Below are 17,903 nucleotides of genomic sequence, written 5' to 3' on the forward strand. Positions count from 1 at the left end.
CGACCCGCACTACCTCGGCGTCAGGGCAGCAGGCGGGCGCCGTGCGCGGGGCCGGCGGTGCACCACACGGAGTCGGCGGCACCCTCGGCGGTCCAGGAGGCGGCGAGGGCCAGCGCGTGCTGGCGCGACCGGGCGAGCGCCGCGACCGTGGGCCCGGAGCCCGAGACGATCGTGCCGAGGGCGCCCGCGTCGCGCGCGACGACGAGCGTGCGCTCCAGCTCGGGGCGCAGGGAGAGCGCCGCCGGCTCGAGGTCGTTGTGCAGGGCCCGCCCCAAGGCGTGCGGGTCGCCGGCTCGCAGCGCCTGCATGAGCCCGTTGTCCTCCGCCAGCCCCGGGTCGTCCGCCGCGTCGCCCGGGCCGCCCAGCTCGTCGAAGCGGCCGTAGACGGCGGGCGTGGACAGCCCCTCCGCCTGGGCGGCGAACACCCAGTGGAACTCGCCGCGCGTCATCGCGGGCGTCAGCAGGTGCCCGCGCCCGGTGCCGACGGCGGTGTGTCCCAGGAGCGCGAACGGCACGTCGGAGCCGAGGTCCGCGGCGAGCTCCGCGAGGTCCTCGCGGCTCAGGCCGGTCTGCCACAGCGCGTCGCAGGCGACCAGCGTGGCCGCGGCGTCCGCCGACCCGCCCGCCATGCCGCCGGCCACGGGCACGCCCTTGGCCAGGTGCAGCGCGACGTCCGGCGCCGTCCCGACCCGCGCGGCCAGGGCTTCGACCGCCCGCCAGGCGAGGTTCGTCCCGTCCACCGGCACCCGGTCCGCCTGCGGGCCGTCCACCGTGATGGTCACGCCCGCGCCCTCGGGCACCTGCGTGGCGGTGACCTCCTCGTAGAGCGCGACCGCCTGGAAGATCGTCGCCAGCGGGTGGTACCCGTCGTCCTGCACCGCGCCGACGCGCAACGACAGGTTGACCTTGCCCGGCGCGCGCACGCGGACCGACGGCGACGGGGCGGCGGCGAGATGCGTCACGCGTCTACCGTGCCAGCGGCGACCGGAAGCTGCTCGGCGATGCGCGCGAAGTCGGCGACCTCGAGCCGCTCCCCGCGCAGACCCGGGTCCACGCCCGCGGCGCGCAGCGCCTCCTCGGCGGCGACGCCGGAGCCGAACGTGCCGGACAGGGCGGCCCGCAGCGTCTTGCGGCGCTGCGCGAACGCGGCGTCGACGACGGCGAACACCTGCTCGCGCGTCGCGGTCGTGACCGGAGGCTCCCGCTTCTCGAGCGCCACGAGCGCGGAGTCCACGTTGGGCTCCGGCCAGAACACGTGCCGGCTGACGTTGAGCGACCGGCGGGTGTCGGCGTACCAGGCCGCCTTCACGGACGGCACGCCGTAGGTGCGCGACCCGGGCCCGGCCGCGAGCCGGTCGGCCACCTCGGCCTGCACCATCACGAGCACGCGCTCCAGCGACGGGAACCGCTGCAGGAAGGTGAGGAGCACCGGGACCGCCACGTTGTAGGGCAGGTTCGCCACGAGCGCGGTCGGCGGCTCGCCCGGCAACTCGGTGACCTCGAGGGCGTCGGCAGCGACCACCGTGAAGTCCGCGTCGGGCGCGTGCACCCGGACGGTCTCGGAGATCTGCCCCGCCAGCGCCCGGTCGATCTCGACGGCGACGACGGACGCCCCCGCCTCGAGCAGCCCGAGGGTCAGCGACCCCAGCCCGGGGCCGATCTCGACGACGCGCTCCCCCGGCCGCAGCCCGGCCGCACGGACGATCTTGCGCACCGTGCCGCCGTCGTGCACGAAGTTCTGTCCCAGCGTCTTGGTGGGGCGGACGCCGAGGCGCCCTGCCAGCTCGCGGATCTCCGCAGGGCCGAGCAGGGCGCCAGGGCTGTTCGTCATGGGGGCGAGTCTATTCGGCGGCTCGCGCCGGGCGACCCACATCCACGGGGCGGCTCAGTACCAGCCCACCGACTGCGAGTGGCCCCACGCACCGCACGGCGTGCCGTACACGTCCGCGATGTAGCCGAGGCCCCACTCGATCTGCGTGGCGGGGTTGGTCTGCCAGTCGGAGCCGGCCGTCGCCATCTTGGAGCCGGGCAGCGACTGCGGGATGCCGTAGGCGCCGGACGACGGGTTGGCCGCGGAGGCGTCCCAGCCCGACTCCTTGGTCCACAGCGACTCGAGGCAGGTCCACTCCGAGCCGGACCAGCCGCGCGCGGCCGCCATCTGCTGGCCGATCGACCGGGTGGAGCCGGAGTAGGTCGGCGTCTCGGGCTCGGGCTCCGGGCGCTCCTTGGTGCCCTTCACCAGCACCCCCGTCACGGGCTTCGTGGTGACGTCGTCCGACACCTTGGTCTTCTTCACGACCTTGCCGTCGATCGTCGTGACCTGGTGGACGATCGTGCGCTCGCCGTCCTTGCCCTTCTTCGCGACCTTCGGGTCGAGGTCGGCGTACCGGTCGGACGACTTCTTGGTCTTCGTCTCGTGGTCGATCGACGTGGTCGTGGTGACCTTCTTGGTCTCGACGCGCTGTACGACGACGGCGACCTGCGGCGCGGCGGCCTCGGTCGCGGCGACCTGCTCGGTCTGCGCGCCGTCCTTCGTCGCCTGCTTCTCGGCCTGCTTCTGCTCGTCCGCGACGGCGGCGGCGACGTGCTTCTTCACCTCGCCGTTCGCGGCGTCGGTGACGTGCACCCGGTCCTTGGCCCCGAGCTCCACGTCCGCCTCGGCCAGCACGGCCTCGACGTCGTCGGCGCCGTCGATCACGTCGGTCGTGCCGTCGTGCACCACGGCCACGGGTCCGTCGGTGTCGACGTCCACGGGCAGCGAGGCGCGCTCGCCGTCGCGGGACGCGACGATGCGCACGTCCCCGCCCCGGGCGGTCAGCGTGTCGAGCGCCTCGGCCGCGTCGAGCGCGGTGACCCAGGCGTCGGTGTCCTTGCCGTCCACCTGGAGGCTGAGCTCCTTGCCGGAGCGCACCACGACGTCGGCACCGTCCTCGAGGGAGGCGCCGGCGGTGGGGGTCACGAGGTCACGGTCGTCCACGACAACACCCTGGGAGGTGAGCAGGTCGTCGACGGAGCCGGAGTAGGAGGTCACGGTCTTCACGTCGCCGTCCACGTCGAGCGTGACGGTCTTGCGGGCGTCCGCGTAGGCGACGGCGCCACCGGCGACGGCGACCGCGGCGACGGTCGCGGCGGCCAGGAACGGCCAGCGGCGGCGGGAGCGGGTCGTGGCCGACGCCTCGGGGGCGTCCGGCACGGCGGGCACGGGAGAGGTCTGGGGTGTGCGGGTCACGAGAGTCCAGTCGTCGTGCTGTCCGGGCACGGTCGTCGGGGCGGGCCTCGACGACCCGTCACGCACCGGGGCGGCGCGGTCGCGCCTCGCTCCCGGCCCCTGCGCCAGGAGGCGCCGAGTACCGACCCACCGATCCGGCGGTCCAGGCCCCGCGTCGCATACACCTGATGAGCACGGTTCGCACGCGGGACACCCGACCGTAACCGATTCGTTATCGGCGACCTAATCCTCCGGCGCCATCGTGACGAGCCCCACTCGACGAAGGGGCCCGGTGGTCGAGCCCCGACAGCGGCGCCCGGTCGGCCGACTCCGCGCACCAGAGAGCCCGGTGGTCGAGCTCGTCGAAACCCAGGAACGAGGTTCCGACCAGCTCGACCACCGGGCTCGCGGTGGCGTCAGGTCAGAGCAGGCCGAGCTTGGCCGCGCACCCGGGCCACTGGCCCCAGCCCGACTGTGCCTGGAGCTTCTGCGCGAGGCGCGTCTGCTCGGCGGCCGAGTTCTCCGACGGCAGGCCGGAGCCGCCCATCGCGTGCCAGGTCTCCGCGGAGAACTGGTACAGGCCGTAGTAGCCGTTGCCGGTGTTCGTGGCGGGGTCGCCGCCCGACTCGCACTGGGCGAGGTCGGCCCACACGCCCGCGGGCGCCGAGCCGGTCGCGGCGGACGAGTCGCCCGAGGACGAGTCATCCGAGGACGAGTCCGACGAGGAGTCCGAGGACGAGCTGCTGGAGCTCTCCTCCGGCGCGGGCTCGGGCTCCGGCTCGGGGCGCTCCTTGGTGCCCTCGACGACGACCTCCGTGACCGGCTTGGTCGTCACCTTGTCCGAGAGCTTCTTCTTGGCGACGACGTCGCCGTCGACGGTCGTCACGCGGTACGTGAGCGTCCGCTCGCCCTCCTTGCCCTTCTGGGCGACCTTGCTGCCCAGGTCGGCGTAGCGGTCGGCGTCCTGCTCGGTGCGCGACTTGTGGTCCACCGCGACCTTCTTGGTGACCTTCTTGGTCTCGACGCGCTCGATGACGATGCGCACCGCGGGGTCGCCGTCGGCCTTCGCGGCCTGGCTCTCGACGAAGACGTGGTCGTCGTCGTCCACCGTGAGGCCGAGGCCCTGGAGGATCGCGTCGAGGCCCACGGAGCCGTCGTCGACCACCGTCGTGGTGCCGTCCGCGACGACCGCGACCGGCTGGTCGGCATCGAGCTGCAGCGGCAGCGACGCGCGGTCGCCGGAGCGGGAGGCGACGAGCGAGACGTCGGAGCCGCGCGCGTCGAGGCCGCGCAGCGCCTCCTCGGCGTCGAGCGCGGTGACCCACACGTCGCCCTGCTCGCCGTCGACGTCCACCGTGAGCTGGTGCCCGGAGCGGACCACGATCTGCGAGCCGTCGCGCAGCGCGGCGTCGGCACCGGGGGTGACGGCGTCACGCTCGCCCACCTCGACGCCCTGGGCGTCGAGCAGGCCGGCGACCGACCCGGAGAAGGTCTGGACGGTCCGTGTCTCGCCGTCGATGTCGAGCGTCACGCTCTTGCGCGCGCTCTCGTAGGCCGTGGCCGCGCCGCCCGCGAGGACGAGCGCACCGGCGGCGAGACCCGCGATGAGCGGGAGCCGACGGCGACGGCGCGTGGCGGTCGTCGCGGGGGCGTCCGACGCCTCGGGCATCGACTCGGCCGAAGGATGGGGAGTCTCGTTCGAGGAGTTCACACAGGTCCAGTCGTCGTGCGGTCCGGTCACGGCGACGGGGTCCCGGCTGGGGGTCGGGTCCGTGGTCGATCCGGTGGCTCCGAAGACCGTAACCGGATCGTGATCATCGGCCAAGCCCGGCTATGGTAAGGATGCCCGCGTCTGTCCCCCGGTGTCCGAAAAGTCGGGACAAGACGCGTGAGCCGTCTCACAGGGTTCGACAGGCTCGACCAGCGAGGAAATCAGTACCAGCCCACCGACACGGAGTGGCTCCACGCCCCGCACGGGGTGCCGTACCGGCCGGAGATGTAACCCAGCCCCCACTCGATCTGCGTCGACGGGTTGGTGCGCCAGTCCGACCCCGCGGTCGCCATCTTCGTGCCCGGCAGGGCCTGGGGGATGCCGTAGGCGCCGCTGGACGGGTTCTCCGCGTTCCAGCGCCAGCCGGACTCCTTGTCCCACAGCTGCTCGAGGCAGGCGTACTGGTCGGAGCCCCAGCCGCGCTCGGCGGCCATCGCCTTGCCGATCGCCTTCGCGGAGCCCGGATCGGGGTTCGCCGTCGACACCTCGAGCGTGCCGACCACCACCACCTCGTCGACCGGCTTCCGCGTCACCTCGCGATCCAGCACCGTGCGCTCCACCTCCGCGCCGTCGAGGGTGCGGATCTCGTAGGTCGTGACGCGCTCCCCCGGCACGCCGGCCGTGCGCACCACCTCGTAGCCCTTCGGCAGCTCGTCGGACTCGACCCGCTCCGTCTCGAACGGGATGACCTCGGTCTTGCGGTCGGCGTCCGTGTCGCCCCGGCTGACCATGACGACCATGCCGTCCACCGCGGCCGCGCCGAGCGGCACCGAGGTGCGGTCGTGCTCCCCGAGCGTGATGCCGGCGGTGGACAGCACGTCGCGCACCGTGGACTGCGCGGTGCGGATCGGTAGCACCAGGCCGTCCACGGCCACCTGCACCGTCTTGGTCGTCGACACCCGCACCGGCGAGCGGTCCAGCGGCGCGGTGCGCGACGCCGACGTCACCGCGTCCGTGCCCCGCGGCCCGAGCGCCGCCAGCAGCTCGCCCACCGTGTGCGCCGTCGTCGGGAAGGTGGTGACCTCGCCGTCGATCTCGACGGTCACGTCGCGGCTCGAGCGGACGACCACCTGGCCGCCGTCCGCGGCGGCCGCCGACACCGCGGGCTGCACCAGGTCGTCCGGGCCCGGAGTGATGTGGTGGTAGCGGAGCACGTCGGCCACCGACGCCCCGTAGGCGTCGACCGTCGCGACGTGGCCGTCGTAGTCGATCGTCATGGTCTTGTGCACCTGCGTGACGGCGACCGTGCCGCCCACCAGGGCGAGGACCACCGTGCCGTGCACCACGTGACGGGCCGGCCCCGCGAGCGGCCCGCGGCGCGGGCCCGCCTTCGCCGACCGGCGCGACCGGGTCGCGGCGGCGTCCTGGACCGGGGCCCGGACCGGGCCCTCGGGGGTGGACGACGAGGGACCCGTCGACCCGTCCGACGCCTGCTTCGCCCTCGACCTCCGCACGAGCACCAGACCGTAACGGAACCGTGACCTGGGCGGAAGCCCCGGCCCGCTCACTCGTCGCTCACCAGGCGCCGTACACGCGATCGGACGTCGCCGAGATCGTCCGGCAGACCTCGTCCAGCGGGAGCTCGAGCACGTCGGCGATCGCGCGCACCGTGTGCGCCGCCACGTACGGGGCGTTCGGCTGCCCCCGGTACGGGTGCGGCGGCAGGTACGGGGCGTCGGTCTCCACCAGCACCAGCTCGAGCGGCACCGTGCGCAGCGCGGCGCGCAGGTGGTCGTTCCTCGGGTACGTCACCGGGCCGGCGAACGACAGGAACCAGCCGTGCTCCGCCGCCAGCGCGGCCATCTCCTCGTCGCCGGAGTAGCAGTGGAACACCGTGCGCTCGGGCGCGCCGTCGGCGAGCAGGACGTCGATCACCTGCGCGTGCGCGTCGCGGTCGTGGATCTGCAGCGCCAGGCCGAGCTCCTTGGCGAGGGCGACGTGCGCACGGAACGCCTCCCGCTGCACGGCCTCGCCCTGCGGACCGGTGCGGAACAGGTCCATCCCGGTCTCGCCGATCGCCCGCACCCGCGGGTGCGCGGCGGCCTCCGCGACGCGGGCCAGGGCATCGCCGAGCGAGACGTCGTGGTGGGCGTCGGGGGCCGGCTCCAGGCCGTCGGGGCCCATCTCGCGGACGCCCGCGTGCAGCACCGCCTCGTTCGGGTGGATCGCGACGGCCGCGAGCACGCCCGGGTGACCCACGGCGAGGAGGTCGACGGTCCAGTCGATGCCGGGCAGGTCGCAGCCCACCTGCACGACGCGGTCCACGCCCGCCGCCGCAGCGCGCGCGAGGTGCTCCGCGGTCGTCGGCGGCACGAGGTCCTCCGGGAGGATCCCGGCGATCGCGTCGAGGTGCGTGTGGTTGTCGGCGACCGGGACGGGCAGGGGCTCCAGGTCCGGCGGGAAGCCCCGCTCGCGCTTGCGCGCCACCCTCAGGCCTTCTCGCGCAGCCGCTCGAGCTCCTCCTCGACGATCGAGTCGTCGAGCTTGGTGAACACGGGGGTGGGCTTGGCGACCTCGGTGCCCGGCACGACCGGCCGCGACTCCCACGACGGGAAGTCGTAGTCGCCCGTGATCACCGGGTACCGGCGCGACTCGTCGTCGAGGTCGGTGACCTCGTCGATGCGCGGCTGGGGCGCGAACGTGCCGGTGCCGCCCATGGTCTCGTGCACCTGCTGCGCCGAGTGCGGCAGGAACGGGCTGAGCAGCGTGTTGCAGTCGCTCACGGCCTGGGTGACCGTGTGCAGCACGGTCGCCAGGCGGTCCGGGTCGGTCTTGAGCTTCCAGGGCTCGGTCTCCGACACGTAGCGGTTGACGTCGCCGACCACGCGCATCGCCTCCGCGATCGCCGCGCGCTGTCGGTTGGCCTCGATGAGCCCGCCGACGGTGCCGAACGTCGCGCCGGTGGCCTTGAGGACGCCGCGGTCGACGTCGGCCAGCTCGCCCGGCGTCGGGACCTGCCCGAAGTTCTTGTGCACCATGCTCGCCGTGCGGTTCACCAGGTTGCCCCAGCCCGCGACGAGCTCGTCGTTCGTGCGGCGCAGGAAGCTGTCCCACGTGAAGTCGACGTCCTGCGTCTCCGGTCCGGCGGCCGCGACGTAATAGCGGAAGGCGTCCGGCTGGTAACGGGCCAGCATGTCGCGCACGTAGATGACCACGCCGCGCGAGCTCGAGAACTTCTGCCCCTCGACGTTGAGGAACTCCGAGCTGACCACCTCGGTGGGCAGCTGCAGCGTCCCGTAGGGCCCCGGCTCCCCGCCGCGGGAGCCCTTCCCGTCGTAGGCCAGCAGCTCCGCCGGCCAGATCTGGGAGTGGAACGTGATGTTGTCCTTGCCCATGAAGTAGAAGGAGCGGGCCGTCTCCTCGTTCCAGAACGCGCGCCACGCCTCCGGGTCGCCGGTACGACGGGCCCACTCGATCGACGCCGACAGGTAGCCGATGACGGCGTCGAACCACACGTACAGACGCTTGGTCGGGTTCTCCTCCCAGCCCTCGAGCGGCACCGGGATACCCCAGTCGATGTCACGCGTCATGGCGCGCGGCCGGATGTCGTCGAGCAGGTTGAGGCTGAAGTTCAGCACGTTCGGCCGCCACCCGTCGCGCGTGCGCAGCCAGTCGCCCAGCGCGTCCGCGAGCGCGGGCAGGTCGAGGAAGAAGTGGTTCGACTCGACGAACTTGGGCGTCTCGCCGTTGATCCGGCTGCGCGGGTTCTTCAGGTCGATCGGGTCGAGCTGGTTTCCGCAGTTGTCGCACTGGTCGCCGCGCGCACCGTCGTACCCGCAGATGGGGCAGGTGCCCTCGATGAAGCGGTCGGGCAGCGTGCGTCCGGTGGACGGCGAGATCGCGCCCATCGTGGTCTTCTCGACCATGTAGCCGTTCTTGTACACCGTGCGGAACATCTCCTGCACGACGGCGTAGTGGTTGCGCGTGGTCGTGCGGGTGAACAGGTCGTAGGACAGCCCGAGCGACGTGAGGTCCTCGACGATCACGCGGTTGTAGCGGTCCGCGAGCTGCTGCGGGGTGACCCCCTCCTGCTCCGCCTGCACGAGGATCGGCGTCCCGTGCTCGTCCGTGCCGGAGACCATCAGCACGTCGTGACCCGCCATCCGCATGTGCCGGCTGAAGACGTCGGAGGGAACGCCGAAGCCGGCGACGTGGCCGATGTGCCGCGGGCCGTTGGCGTAGGGCCACGCCACGGCCGAGAGGATGTGGGTCATGCGGGCGATTCTAGGGCCCGCACGACGAGGCGTCCGAGCCGTCCGCGGCCCGACCGGGCCCGCCGCGTCAGCCGAACGTGACCCGCACCAGCCGGTCGTCGCCGTCGCGCGGGGAGCCGCGACCGTCGGTGTTGTTGGTCAGCACCCACAGGCCGTCGGCGTCGCCGCCCCCGGGCACGACGGGCGCCACGTTGCGCAGCCGGCCCAGCTCGCCCTCGAGCAGCGCCCGCGGTTCGCCCAGCGGGCGGACGCTGCCGTCGGCGTCGACGGCGCCCTTGCTGGGGCCCCCCGCCTCGTCGCCCTCCTCGTCGGCGCCGGACGCGGTCCCGCCGAACGGCACGCGCCACAGCCGCTCCCCGCGCAGCCCGGCGAGGTACACGGCGTCGTCGGTCACGGCGAGGCCCGACGGCGACGCGTCCGCCGTGGACCACCACCGCACGGGGGCGACCGTGCCGTCGCCCGCGCCGTCCGGCCCTTCGACGTCGGGCCAGCCGTAGTCGCCGCCCGGCTCGATCTGGTTGAGCTCGTCCCAGGTGTTCTGCCCGAACTCGCTCGCGAACATCCGGCCCGCCGCGTCCCACCCCAGGCCCTGGACGTTGCGGTGCCCCAGCGTCCAGACCGGCGACGCCGGGTCGGGGTTGGCGGGCGCGGGCTCGCCGTCCGGGGTGACGCGCAAGATCTTGCCGGCGAGCGACGCCGGGTCCTGGGACGCTTCGCCGTCGCCCGCGTCCCCGGTGCCGACGTAGAGGAACCCGTCGGGCCCGAACGCGAGGCCCCCGCCGTCGTGGTGCCCGGCGCGGGGGATGCCGTCGAGGACGGTCGTGAGCTCGCCGAGCACGGTCCCCTCCAGCGTGCCCCGCAGCACGGCGTTGTCGTCGGCGCCGGTGCGGTACACGAAGACGTCGCCCGAGGCCGGGTCACGCGCCACGCCCAGCAGCCCGCCCTCGCCGTCCGGGGTGGTCTGCGTCGCCAGAGCCTCCGCGCCCGGTCCGCCGACGTCCGTGGTGGTGCCCGCCTCGGGGTCCACGACCACCAGCCGGGCCTCGTCGCGCAGGCTGATCAGCAGCGTCCCGTCCGGCAGCGGGGCAAGGCCCCACGGCACGTCGAGGTCGTCGACGACGGTCTCGACCGTGACCTGCGGCGTCGCGGCCGGGGACGGCGGGACGGTCGCCGTCGGGCCGCCGCCCGTGCCGGACGTCGCCGACGTCCCGGGCCCCGCCGAGGGCTCGCCGCCGGTCCCGCCGCAGGCGGCGAGCACGATCATGAGGCCCATGGCCGGGGCGGCGACCGACGCACGGCGGAGCAGGTGCCGGGACATGCCCCCATCCTGCTGTGCCGGGCCGCCACCGTCGACACCCTCACCGTCGACAGCGCGCCGCGGCACTGGCATGATCACCCCAAGAGACGGTCAAAGGAGACTGCCATGTCGATCACGGAACGCCTTCGACGCTTGACCCGGCGGCCCGCGAAGCTGCCGTCGCTCGAACGGCCGCGCGACCTGCCACCGGTCTCGCTCACGCGGGAGCTGGGCCGGCCCGCCGCCGGCACCATGGCCGTCCAGCCGCTCTACTGTCCCGACTCGTCGGGCGGCGGCTACTGCTGACGCACGAGCCCCCTTCCGGCCGGGCTCAGCCGACCGGGCGCAGGTGGGCGTCGTCGGGCAGCGGCAGGCCGAAGCCGGGGGCGTCGTCGAGACGGAGCACTCCGTCCCGGGGCAGCAGCAACGCCGGGTCGACTCCCGCCACCTCGCCGGGCACTCCCTCGACGACATCGACGTTGCCGAGGCCGGCGGCGAGGTGCGCGGCGTACCGCGTCTTGAGCGGGCGGCCCCACGCGTGCGGGGAAGCGTGCACGCCCGCCTCCACGAGCTGGGGCATGAGGCCGCGCCAGGCGGTCAGGCCGAACGACATGACGTCCATGAGCAGCACGTCGATCGCCCCGCCGGCAGCGACCGGCAGCAGGGCGTCCACGTCGGGCGACGTCTCTCCCTCGGCGACACGCGTGCCCGGAGAACGCTCGTCGAGCCAGGCGCGCAGGGCCTTGAGATCGCCCGGGTCGTCGAGGAACGGCTCCTCCACCCAGTAGAGACCGACGTCGACGACGGCGTCGAGGTAGGCGAGGAAGCCGTCGAGGTCGTAGCCGTCGTTGGCGTCGACGAGGATGCGAGCGTCGGGGAAGGCGTCACGGACCGCGCGCGTGACGTCGACGTCGCGCGCGTCTCCCGCGGCCCGGTCCATCCACCGGTTCCCCCGGCCGATCTTCAGCTTGAAGTCGCGGAACCCGAGGGCCGCGTCGGCGCGGCACTCGTCGAGCAGCACGTCGACCCCGCGTGGCGACTCCTGCGGGTCGAGGTCGTCGAAGTAGAGCGCACCGTCGTAGACCTCGACGTCCGTGGTCCCGCGGCTGCCGAGCAGGGCGTGGACGGGAGCGCCGTGCACGACGCCGAGCAGGTCGTGCAGGGCGATGTCGAGCCAGCGGTCCGAGGGATCGAGCACGCCCACCGCAGGGTCGACGAGCTCGGACAGCCGGCGACCCACGACGCGGGAGACGTCACCCGGCGGGCCCTCCACCAGCCCCCAGCCGGTGCGCCCGTCATCGGTGACGAGCACCGCGACGTCGGAGTCCGGTCCCCCGCCGTGGCTGCCGAGGCGTGCGTTGCGCCCCACGGTGCGGGGGTAGCGCGTCCCGAGACGGGCGAGGCGGACAGAGCTGATGCGGGGGTCTGCGGAGGTCATGAGGCCCTTCAGGCAGGTGGTGGACGGTCAGAGGTCGGGGTTCCGGGCGGAACCGGGCGACGGCTCGGCGCCGAGCGCCGTGGAGATGCTCGCGGCCGTGAGACGCACGGCCGCCACGATGTCGGCCTGGGCGTCGACGATGCGGTCCCGCGGGCCCGCGACGCTGACGGCGGCGACCGGCCGGCCGTCCGGGCCGACCAGCGCTGCGGCGATGCAGCGCACCCCGGGTTCGCGCTCGGCGTCGTCGAGCGCCCAACCCTGGTCGCGGATGCGGCCGAGCTCGGCGCGCAGGTCGGCGACGGAGGTGAGCGTCGTCGGGGTGTACCGCGGCCTCGGGATGCGGGCGAGGACGGAGTCGGCCTCGGCCGGCGGCAGCGCCGACAACCAGGCCTTGCCGAGGCCGGAGGCGTGCAGCGGGGCGCGGCTGCCGAGCTTCGACAGCACCCGCACCACCTGCGGCCCTTCCTCCTGCATGACGTAGCACATCTGGTCGTCGTCGACGACGGCGATGAACGCCGTCTCCTCCGTCTCCCGGACCAGGTCGCGCAGGTGGTCCGGGCCGACGGCGAACACGTCCAGGCCGTCCGTCGCGCGCAGCCCGAGCCGCAGCACGACCGGCCCGAGCCGCAGCTCCGTCTCGCCGACCACGTACCCGCGCTCGCGCAGGGTCCCCACGATCCGGTAGGCGGCGCTGCGGCTGAGCCCCAGGTCCGTCGCCAGCTGCTGCACCGTCACTCCCGGCGAGGCGGCGATCCACTCGATGATGTCGAGGCCGCGGGCGAGAGTTCCGGCCGCTCCGCCCTCGGCGGCGTTGACGTTGCTGGTGGCGTTCACCTCGCCATCCTCCCTCGCATCCCGCCGTCATCCCTTGAGCCCCGATCGTGCGACGCCGGCGATGACGTATCGCTGGACGAACGCGAACAGGACGAGCACGGGCACGCTCGCCACCGCCGCGCCGGCCATGACGGCCGGGAAGTCGGTCGCGTACGCGCCGCGCAGCGTCGCGAGGCCGGCGGGCAACGTCAGCTGCGAAGGGTTGAACAGCACGTACAGCGGCCACAGGAAGTCGTTCCAGCTGGCGAGGAAGGTGAGCAGGCCCAGCGTCGCGAGCGGCGCCTTCGACAGCGGCAGGACGACGCGCACGAAGATCTGCCATCGGTTCGCGCCGTCGATGAGCGCAGCCTCCTCGAGGGCCGCGGGCAGGCTCGCGAAGAACTGACACAGGAAGAAGACGCCGAACGCGCCGGCCGCGCCGGGGACGACGAGCGCCCAGACCGTGTCGAGCCAGCCCAGCCCGTCCACGATCAGGTAGTTCGGCATGAGGAACACGAAACCGGGCACGAACAGGGTCGCGACGATGACGGCGAAGACGACGCGCCGTCCGGGGAACCGCATGCGGGCGAGGGGGTAGGCGGCGGCCGACGCCGTCGCGAGGACGAGCAGCGTGTGCAGCACCCCGACCAGGACGGAGTTGCCGAACCACCGCAGCAGCGGCGCCTGGGCGTCGGCGAACAAGGTGCGGTAGCCCTCGAGCGTGGGCTCCGGCGGCACCCACTGCGGCGGCAGCGCCGTGGCGTCACCCGTCGTCTTGAAGGACGTCGAGAGCATCCACAGCAGCGGCGCCAGGACGACGACCGACAGGATCAGCAGCAGCGCGTACAGGAGCAGGGTGCCGACCACCCCGCGTCCGGCGGGCGACGTCGCCCGGGTGCGGACAAGGCTCGCGTGCTCGACGGCGGTCGCCATCTCAGCTCTCCTTCTGACGCAGGAACAGGAAGTTCAGGGCGCTGACCACGATCAGCAGGAGGGCGAGCAGATAGCTCATCGCGGCGGCGAGGCCCATGCGGAACTGCTCGAGCCCCACCTCGGCGATGAACATGATCGCCGTGCGCGTCTCGTTCGACGGGTTGCCACCGGTGAGCAGGTACGACTGCCCGAACATGTTCGCCGACGCCAGCACCGTCATCGTGAGGACGAAGAGGATGACCGGGCGCAGCTGCGGCAGCGTCACGTGCCACAGCCGGGCCCACCGGCCGGCGCCGTCGACCTTCGCCGCGTCGTACAGCGCCTCGTCGACGCTCTGGAGGCCCGCCAGGTAGACGACGGAGTTGAAGCCCATGGTCCACCAGAGCGTGACGCCGACGAGGGAGACCCAGACCCACGGGGTCGCGGTGAGCCACGGCACGGCCTCGGTGACGCCGAGCTCCGCGAGGTAGCCGTTGATGAGCCCCGTGTTGCCGTTGAGCAGGTACTGCCACAGCAGACCGACGACGCTGACGCCCAGCACGTAGGGCGCGAAGAAGACCGCACGGAAGAACGTGCGACCGCGGAAGCGCTGGTCGAGCAGCAGCGCGAGCGCCAGCGGGATCGTCATGAGCAGCGGCACGCTGAGCACCACGAAGATCCCCGTGGCGCGCATGCTCTCCCAGAACTGCTGCGCGACGAGCGCCCCGGGCGTGAACAGGTCGACGTAGTTCTGCAGCCCGACGAACGGACGGTCCGGGAGGAAGAAGTCCCAGTTGTGCAGGCTCATCCACACGCCCGACACCGCGGGGACCAGGACGAACGTCCCGAAGATCAGCAGGAACGGCGCGAGGAACGCGTACGGCGTCCACCAGCGCGGACGGTGCGGCGAACGGGTGCGACGGTCGGTGGCCGGCCTTGTCGTGGTCGCGGCGGGCACCAGCGGCCCGCGGCGGGCGGTGTCGGCGGCGGAGACGGTGGTCATGTCAGGCCTCTCCGTACTTCTCAGCGTTCTCCGTCAGGAGGAACGACGCCTGGGCAGCAGCGGTCTCGAGCGCGGCCCGCGGGTCACCGAGCGAGAGCAGGGCGTCGCCGACCGCGGGATAGAGGATCGTCGTCTGCACCTCCGCGATGCCCGGCACCAGCGGGTAGAACCGGATGTGCTCCACGCCCTGCGCGACGTGCGCCTGGGCGGGCAGGTCCTGCAGCTCCGGGGACTGCAGCACGGGCAGCCGTGCCGGCACCGGACCGGCAGACGCCCAGCCGAGCGAGTTCTCGAGGATCCAGCCGAGGAACGTCACGACGGCGGCCAGCCGGTCGGCGTCGAACGACTGCTGCCGCGCGACGACGAACTGGTGCGAGCCCGAGAACGCCGCCCGCTGGGTACCGATGCGCGGCAGCGGCGAGACGTCCCAGTCGAGGCTCTCGACCTGCCCCAGGTCGTTGATGAGGGCGCCGGGGCCGCCCCACAGGAACGCGTTCTGGTCGTTCTTGAAAGCCACGTTGGCGTCGGAGCCGCTGACGTCGTTCGGGCTCCACCCCTGTCGGACCAGCGACTGCTGCCACGCGAGCGCCTCGACGCCCTCGGGCCCGGCCCACGTCGCGGACCGGCCGGCGTCGTCGTAGTGGGTACCGCCGAGCTGCCACAGCAGGGAGTCGAAGCCGCGGCCCACGCCCTGGGGGTCGATGGCGGGCAGCCAGTGCCCGCGCACGCCGCTCGACGCCAGCGTGTCGAGGGCCGCCTCGTACCCGGCGCGGTCGACCGGCGGGGCGTCCGGGTCGAGGCCGGCCTTCTCCAGCACCCGGCGGTTGTAGAACAGGGAGTCGGGCCACATGTCGAGCGGCAGCGACCAGCGCTGGCCGCGGTAGACGCCCGAGCCCCACACCACCGGCAGGTAGTCGGCCTCCGCCAGGCCCACCGCGCCCAGCACCTCATCCACCGGCATGATCACGTTCCGCGCGGCGCTCGTCGCCACCTGGAAGTTGTGCATCAGCGCGAGGTCGGGCGCCAGGCCGCTCACGACCGCCGCCGGGAACTTCTGGTAGAAGTCCGGCCACGGCAGGGCGTACATGTCGATCCGCACGTTCGGGTGCGCGGCGGTGAACTCCTCGATCAACGTGCGCATCACCGGGCCGTCGCCGCCCGTGAGCCCGTTCCAGAACCGCAGCGTGACCGGCGGCCCGTCGTAGGTGCCGGCGACCTGCGGCATCCGTGCCGTGCCGATCGTGGGCGCGCACCCGGCGACTGCCGCCGTCGCCCCTGCCACCCCCAGCGCGCGGAGCACCGCGCGTCGCGTCAGCGACCTCATCTCCACGTCCCCACTTCGTCGTGTTGTCCCGATGATCGGGACTACTGTGTCGATGAACGGGAACGCTAGCGATGGCGGGCGGGGAGCGTCAAGAGGTCGTCCGCGGCTCGGACCTGCGGGCGCCCGGAGGTCACGGGTGATCAGCGCCGCCCCGCGGTGCTCGCCGCCTGCCCTCCTGGGCGGAGGACCCGCGGCTCGAGCCCGACAAGATGGACATGCGCCACCGCCGCTCGGCGGACACGTTCGGCATGGGCTACATGGACGGTGGTGGATTCTTCGACGGCGGCGGCGGCGGACCCTGAGCCGCCGCGCGCCGTGGCAGGCTGGCCACCATGAGTGCTGCCGCGAGCGCCGCGCCGTCCGTGCGCGCCCTGATCGTCGTCGACGTCCAGCCCACGTTCTGCGAGGGCGGCGAGCTCGCCGTCGACGGCGGGAACCAGGTCGCCGAGGACGTCGCGGCCTACGCCGCCGCGCACCGCGACCGGTACGAGATCGTCGTGACCACGCAGGACTGGCACATCGACCCCGGTGAGCACTTCAGCGACCACCCCGACTTCGTCGGCTCGTGGCCGCCGCACGGCATCGCCGACACCCCGAACGCCGCGTTGCACCCCGCCCTCGCCGACCTGCGCCCCGACGTCTCCGTGAAGAAAGGCCAGTACGCCCATGGCTACTCGGGCTTCGAGGGCACGGACGCCGACGGCCGCACCCTGGAGCAGGCCTTGCGCGACGCCCGCGTCGAGGCCGTCGACGTCGTCGGCCTGGTCGAGTCGCACTGCGTGAAGCGCACCGCGCTCGACGCCGTCGGGCTCGGGCTCGAGACGCGCGTCCTCACCGACCTCACCATCCCCGTCACCCCCGAGCAGGGCGAGCAGGCCCGCGCCGAGCTCACTGCTGCGGGCGTCGAGCTGGTCCCCTCGGTCGCGAGATAGAGCGCGCGCCGCGCCGAGATCGAGGACCGGACCACGATCTCGGCGCGGCGTGCGCTCTATCTCGGCAGGACACGCCTACTTGGCGGCGAGGGCCGCGGCATAGAGGTCGCGCTTGGGCACGCCCGCGGCGGTCGCGACGTCCGCGACGGCGGACTTGAGCCGCTCGCCCGCCTCGACGCGGGCCAGCACCTCGGGCACCAGGTCCTCGACGCGGGGCGCCGCCCCGGCCGGCGCACCCCCGACGACGACGCAGATCTCGCCGCGCAGACCGTCGCCGTCGGCAGCACGGGCGTCGACCTCCGCGAGGACGTCCGCGAGCGGGCCGCGCAGCACCTCCTCGTACGTCTTGGTGAGCTCGCGGCAGACGGCGGCGGGCCGGTCGGCGCCGAACGCCTCCGCCATCGCGCGCAGGGTCTCCGCGATCCGGTGCGGCGCCTCGAAGAACACCATCGTGCGCGGCTCTGCGGCGAGCGCCCCCAGCCAGCGCGACCGCTCCCCCGCCTTGCGCGGCGCGAACCCCTCGAACGTGAAGCGGTCGGTCGGCAGCCCGGAGAGCGCGATCGCGGTGAGCACCGCCGAGGGCCCGGGCGCCGCGGTCACGCGCAGGTCCCGCTCGACGGCGCGGGCCACGACGCGGTAGCCCGGGTCGGACACGGCGGGCATGCCGGCGTCGGACACCACCAGCACGGTGCCGCCGTCGGCGACGACGTCGAGCAGCTCGTCGGCGCGCGCCTCCTCGTTGTGCTCGTGGTACGACGTCACGCGACCGGCCACCGTCACCCCCAGGCGCGCGGCCAGCGCGTGCAGGCGGCGCGTGTCCTCGGCCGCGACGACGTCCGCCTCCGCGAGCAGCCGGCGCAGCCGCGGCGACGCGTCCTCCGTGTTCCCGATGGGCGTCGCCGCGAGCACGACCGCACCGGCCTCGGCGTGCGGGGCGGGACGGGGTGCGGCGGAAGGCTCGGAGGTCATGGTGACCAGCGTCGCACGGCCC

The 17,903-nt window shown here is 73.5% G+C and carries 16 protein-coding genes; 2 read left to right on the plus strand and 14 right to left on the minus strand.

The window, feature by feature from the left end:
• Positions 1 to 20: 20 nt before the first annotated feature.
• The 8 genes from B5Y66_RS02310 to B5Y66_RS02350 form a co-directional block, all read right to left on the minus strand.
• Positions 21 to 962, minus strand: a complete 942-nt coding sequence (locus tag B5Y66_RS02310) for a 4-(cytidine 5'-diphospho)-2-C-methyl-D-erythritol kinase (protein WP_079570394.1) — start codon at positions 960 to 962, stop codon at positions 21 to 23.
• Positions 959 to 1,831, minus strand: coding sequence for a 16S rRNA (adenine(1518)-N(6)/adenine(1519)-N(6))-dimethyltransferase RsmA (rsmA, locus tag B5Y66_RS02315; protein ID WP_079570397.1), 873 nt, complete (start codon positions 1,829 to 1,831; stop codon positions 959 to 961). Before rsmA ends, B5Y66_RS02310 begins: the two co-directional genes overlap by 4 nt.
• 54 nt (positions 1,832 to 1,885) lie before the next feature.
• Positions 1,886 to 3,229 carry an aggregation-promoting factor C-terminal-like domain-containing protein gene (locus B5Y66_RS02320; RefSeq protein WP_245806871.1) on the minus strand — a complete coding sequence of 448 codons (1,344 nt, stop codon included), beginning with the start codon at positions 3,227 to 3,229 and terminating at the stop codon, positions 1,886 to 1,888.
• A gap of 400 nt (positions 3,230 to 3,629) precedes the next feature.
• On the minus strand, positions 3,630 to 4,949 hold the full coding sequence (locus B5Y66_RS02325; protein WP_245806872.1) for a resuscitation-promoting factor: 1,320 nt from the start codon (positions 4,947 to 4,949) through the stop codon (positions 3,630 to 3,632).
• A gap of 191 nt (positions 4,950 to 5,140) precedes the next feature.
• Positions 5,141 to 6,433 carry an aggregation-promoting factor C-terminal-like domain-containing protein gene (locus B5Y66_RS02335; protein WP_079571697.1) on the minus strand — a complete coding sequence of 431 codons (1,293 nt, stop codon included), beginning with the start codon at positions 6,431 to 6,433 and terminating at the stop codon, positions 5,141 to 5,143.
• 61 nt (positions 6,434 to 6,494) lie between these two features.
• A complete protein-coding gene (locus B5Y66_RS02340; RefSeq protein ID WP_079570408.1) occupies positions 6,495 to 7,406 on the minus strand; it encodes a TatD family hydrolase in 912 nt (303 codons plus the stop codon).
• Between the two features lie 2 nt (positions 7,407 to 7,408).
• Positions 7,409 to 9,193 (minus strand): methionine--tRNA ligase, encoded by a 1,785-nt coding sequence (gene metG / locus B5Y66_RS02345; protein WP_079570411.1) that lies wholly within the window; start codon positions 9,191 to 9,193, stop codon positions 7,409 to 7,411.
• A 67-nt stretch (positions 9,194 to 9,260) separates the two neighbouring features.
• Positions 9,261 to 10,511, minus strand: coding sequence for a PQQ-dependent sugar dehydrogenase (locus tag B5Y66_RS02350; protein ID WP_079570414.1), 1,251 nt, complete (start codon positions 10,509 to 10,511; stop codon positions 9,261 to 9,263).
• Positions 10,512 to 10,616: 105 nt separating this feature from the next.
• Between B5Y66_RS02350 and B5Y66_RS02355 the strand changes: the two genes are divergently transcribed.
• Positions 10,617 to 10,796, plus strand: a complete 180-nt coding sequence (locus B5Y66_RS02355; protein WP_079570417.1) for a hypothetical protein — start codon at positions 10,617 to 10,619, stop codon at positions 10,794 to 10,796.
• Positions 10,797 to 10,821: 25 nt separating this feature from the next.
• Here B5Y66_RS02355 and B5Y66_RS02360 read toward each other — a convergent pair whose 3' ends face one another.
• The 5 genes from B5Y66_RS02360 to B5Y66_RS02380 are packed head-to-tail and all read right to left on the minus strand — an operon-like array spanning position 10,822 to position 15,980.
• Entirely contained in the window at positions 10,822 to 11,928 is a 1,107-nt protein-coding gene (locus B5Y66_RS02360) for a mandelate racemase/muconate lactonizing enzyme family protein (protein ID WP_079570420.1), read from the minus strand.
• A gap of 27 nt (positions 11,929 to 11,955) precedes the next feature.
• Entirely contained in the window at positions 11,956 to 12,762 is an 807-nt protein-coding gene (locus B5Y66_RS02365) for an IclR family transcriptional regulator (RefSeq protein WP_079570423.1), read from the minus strand.
• Between the two features lie 27 nt (positions 12,763 to 12,789).
• On the minus strand, positions 12,790 to 13,674 hold the full coding sequence (locus B5Y66_RS02370) for a carbohydrate ABC transporter permease (RefSeq protein WP_079570426.1): 885 nt from the start codon (positions 13,672 to 13,674) through the stop codon (positions 12,790 to 12,792).
• A gap of 1 nt (position 13,675) precedes the next feature.
• Complete coding sequence (locus tag B5Y66_RS02375) at positions 13,676 to 14,656, minus strand: carbohydrate ABC transporter permease (protein WP_079570429.1); 981 nt, start codon at positions 14,654 to 14,656, stop codon at positions 13,676 to 13,678.
• Between the two features lies 1 nt (position 14,657).
• A complete protein-coding gene (locus B5Y66_RS02380; protein WP_245806873.1) occupies positions 14,658 to 15,980 on the minus strand; it encodes an ABC transporter substrate-binding protein in 1,323 nt (440 codons plus the stop codon).
• 332 nt (positions 15,981 to 16,312) lie between these two features.
• Between B5Y66_RS02380 and B5Y66_RS02385 the strand changes: the two genes are divergently transcribed.
• Positions 16,313 to 16,912 (plus strand): isochorismatase family protein, encoded by a 600-nt coding sequence (locus B5Y66_RS02385; protein ID WP_079570435.1) that lies wholly within the window; start codon positions 16,313 to 16,315, stop codon positions 16,910 to 16,912.
• Between the two features lie 75 nt (positions 16,913 to 16,987).
• Here B5Y66_RS02385 and rsmI read toward each other — a convergent pair whose 3' ends face one another.
• Positions 16,988 to 17,881, minus strand: coding sequence for a 16S rRNA (cytidine(1402)-2'-O)-methyltransferase (gene rsmI / locus B5Y66_RS02390; protein ID WP_079570437.1), 894 nt, complete (start codon positions 17,879 to 17,881; stop codon positions 16,988 to 16,990).
• Positions 17,882 to 17,903 lie beyond the last annotated feature (22 nt).

Source organism: Krasilnikoviella flava (assembly GCF_900167525.1).
Classification (GTDB): Bacteria; Actinomycetota; Actinomycetes; order Actinomycetales; family Cellulomonadaceae; genus Isoptericola; species Isoptericola flavus.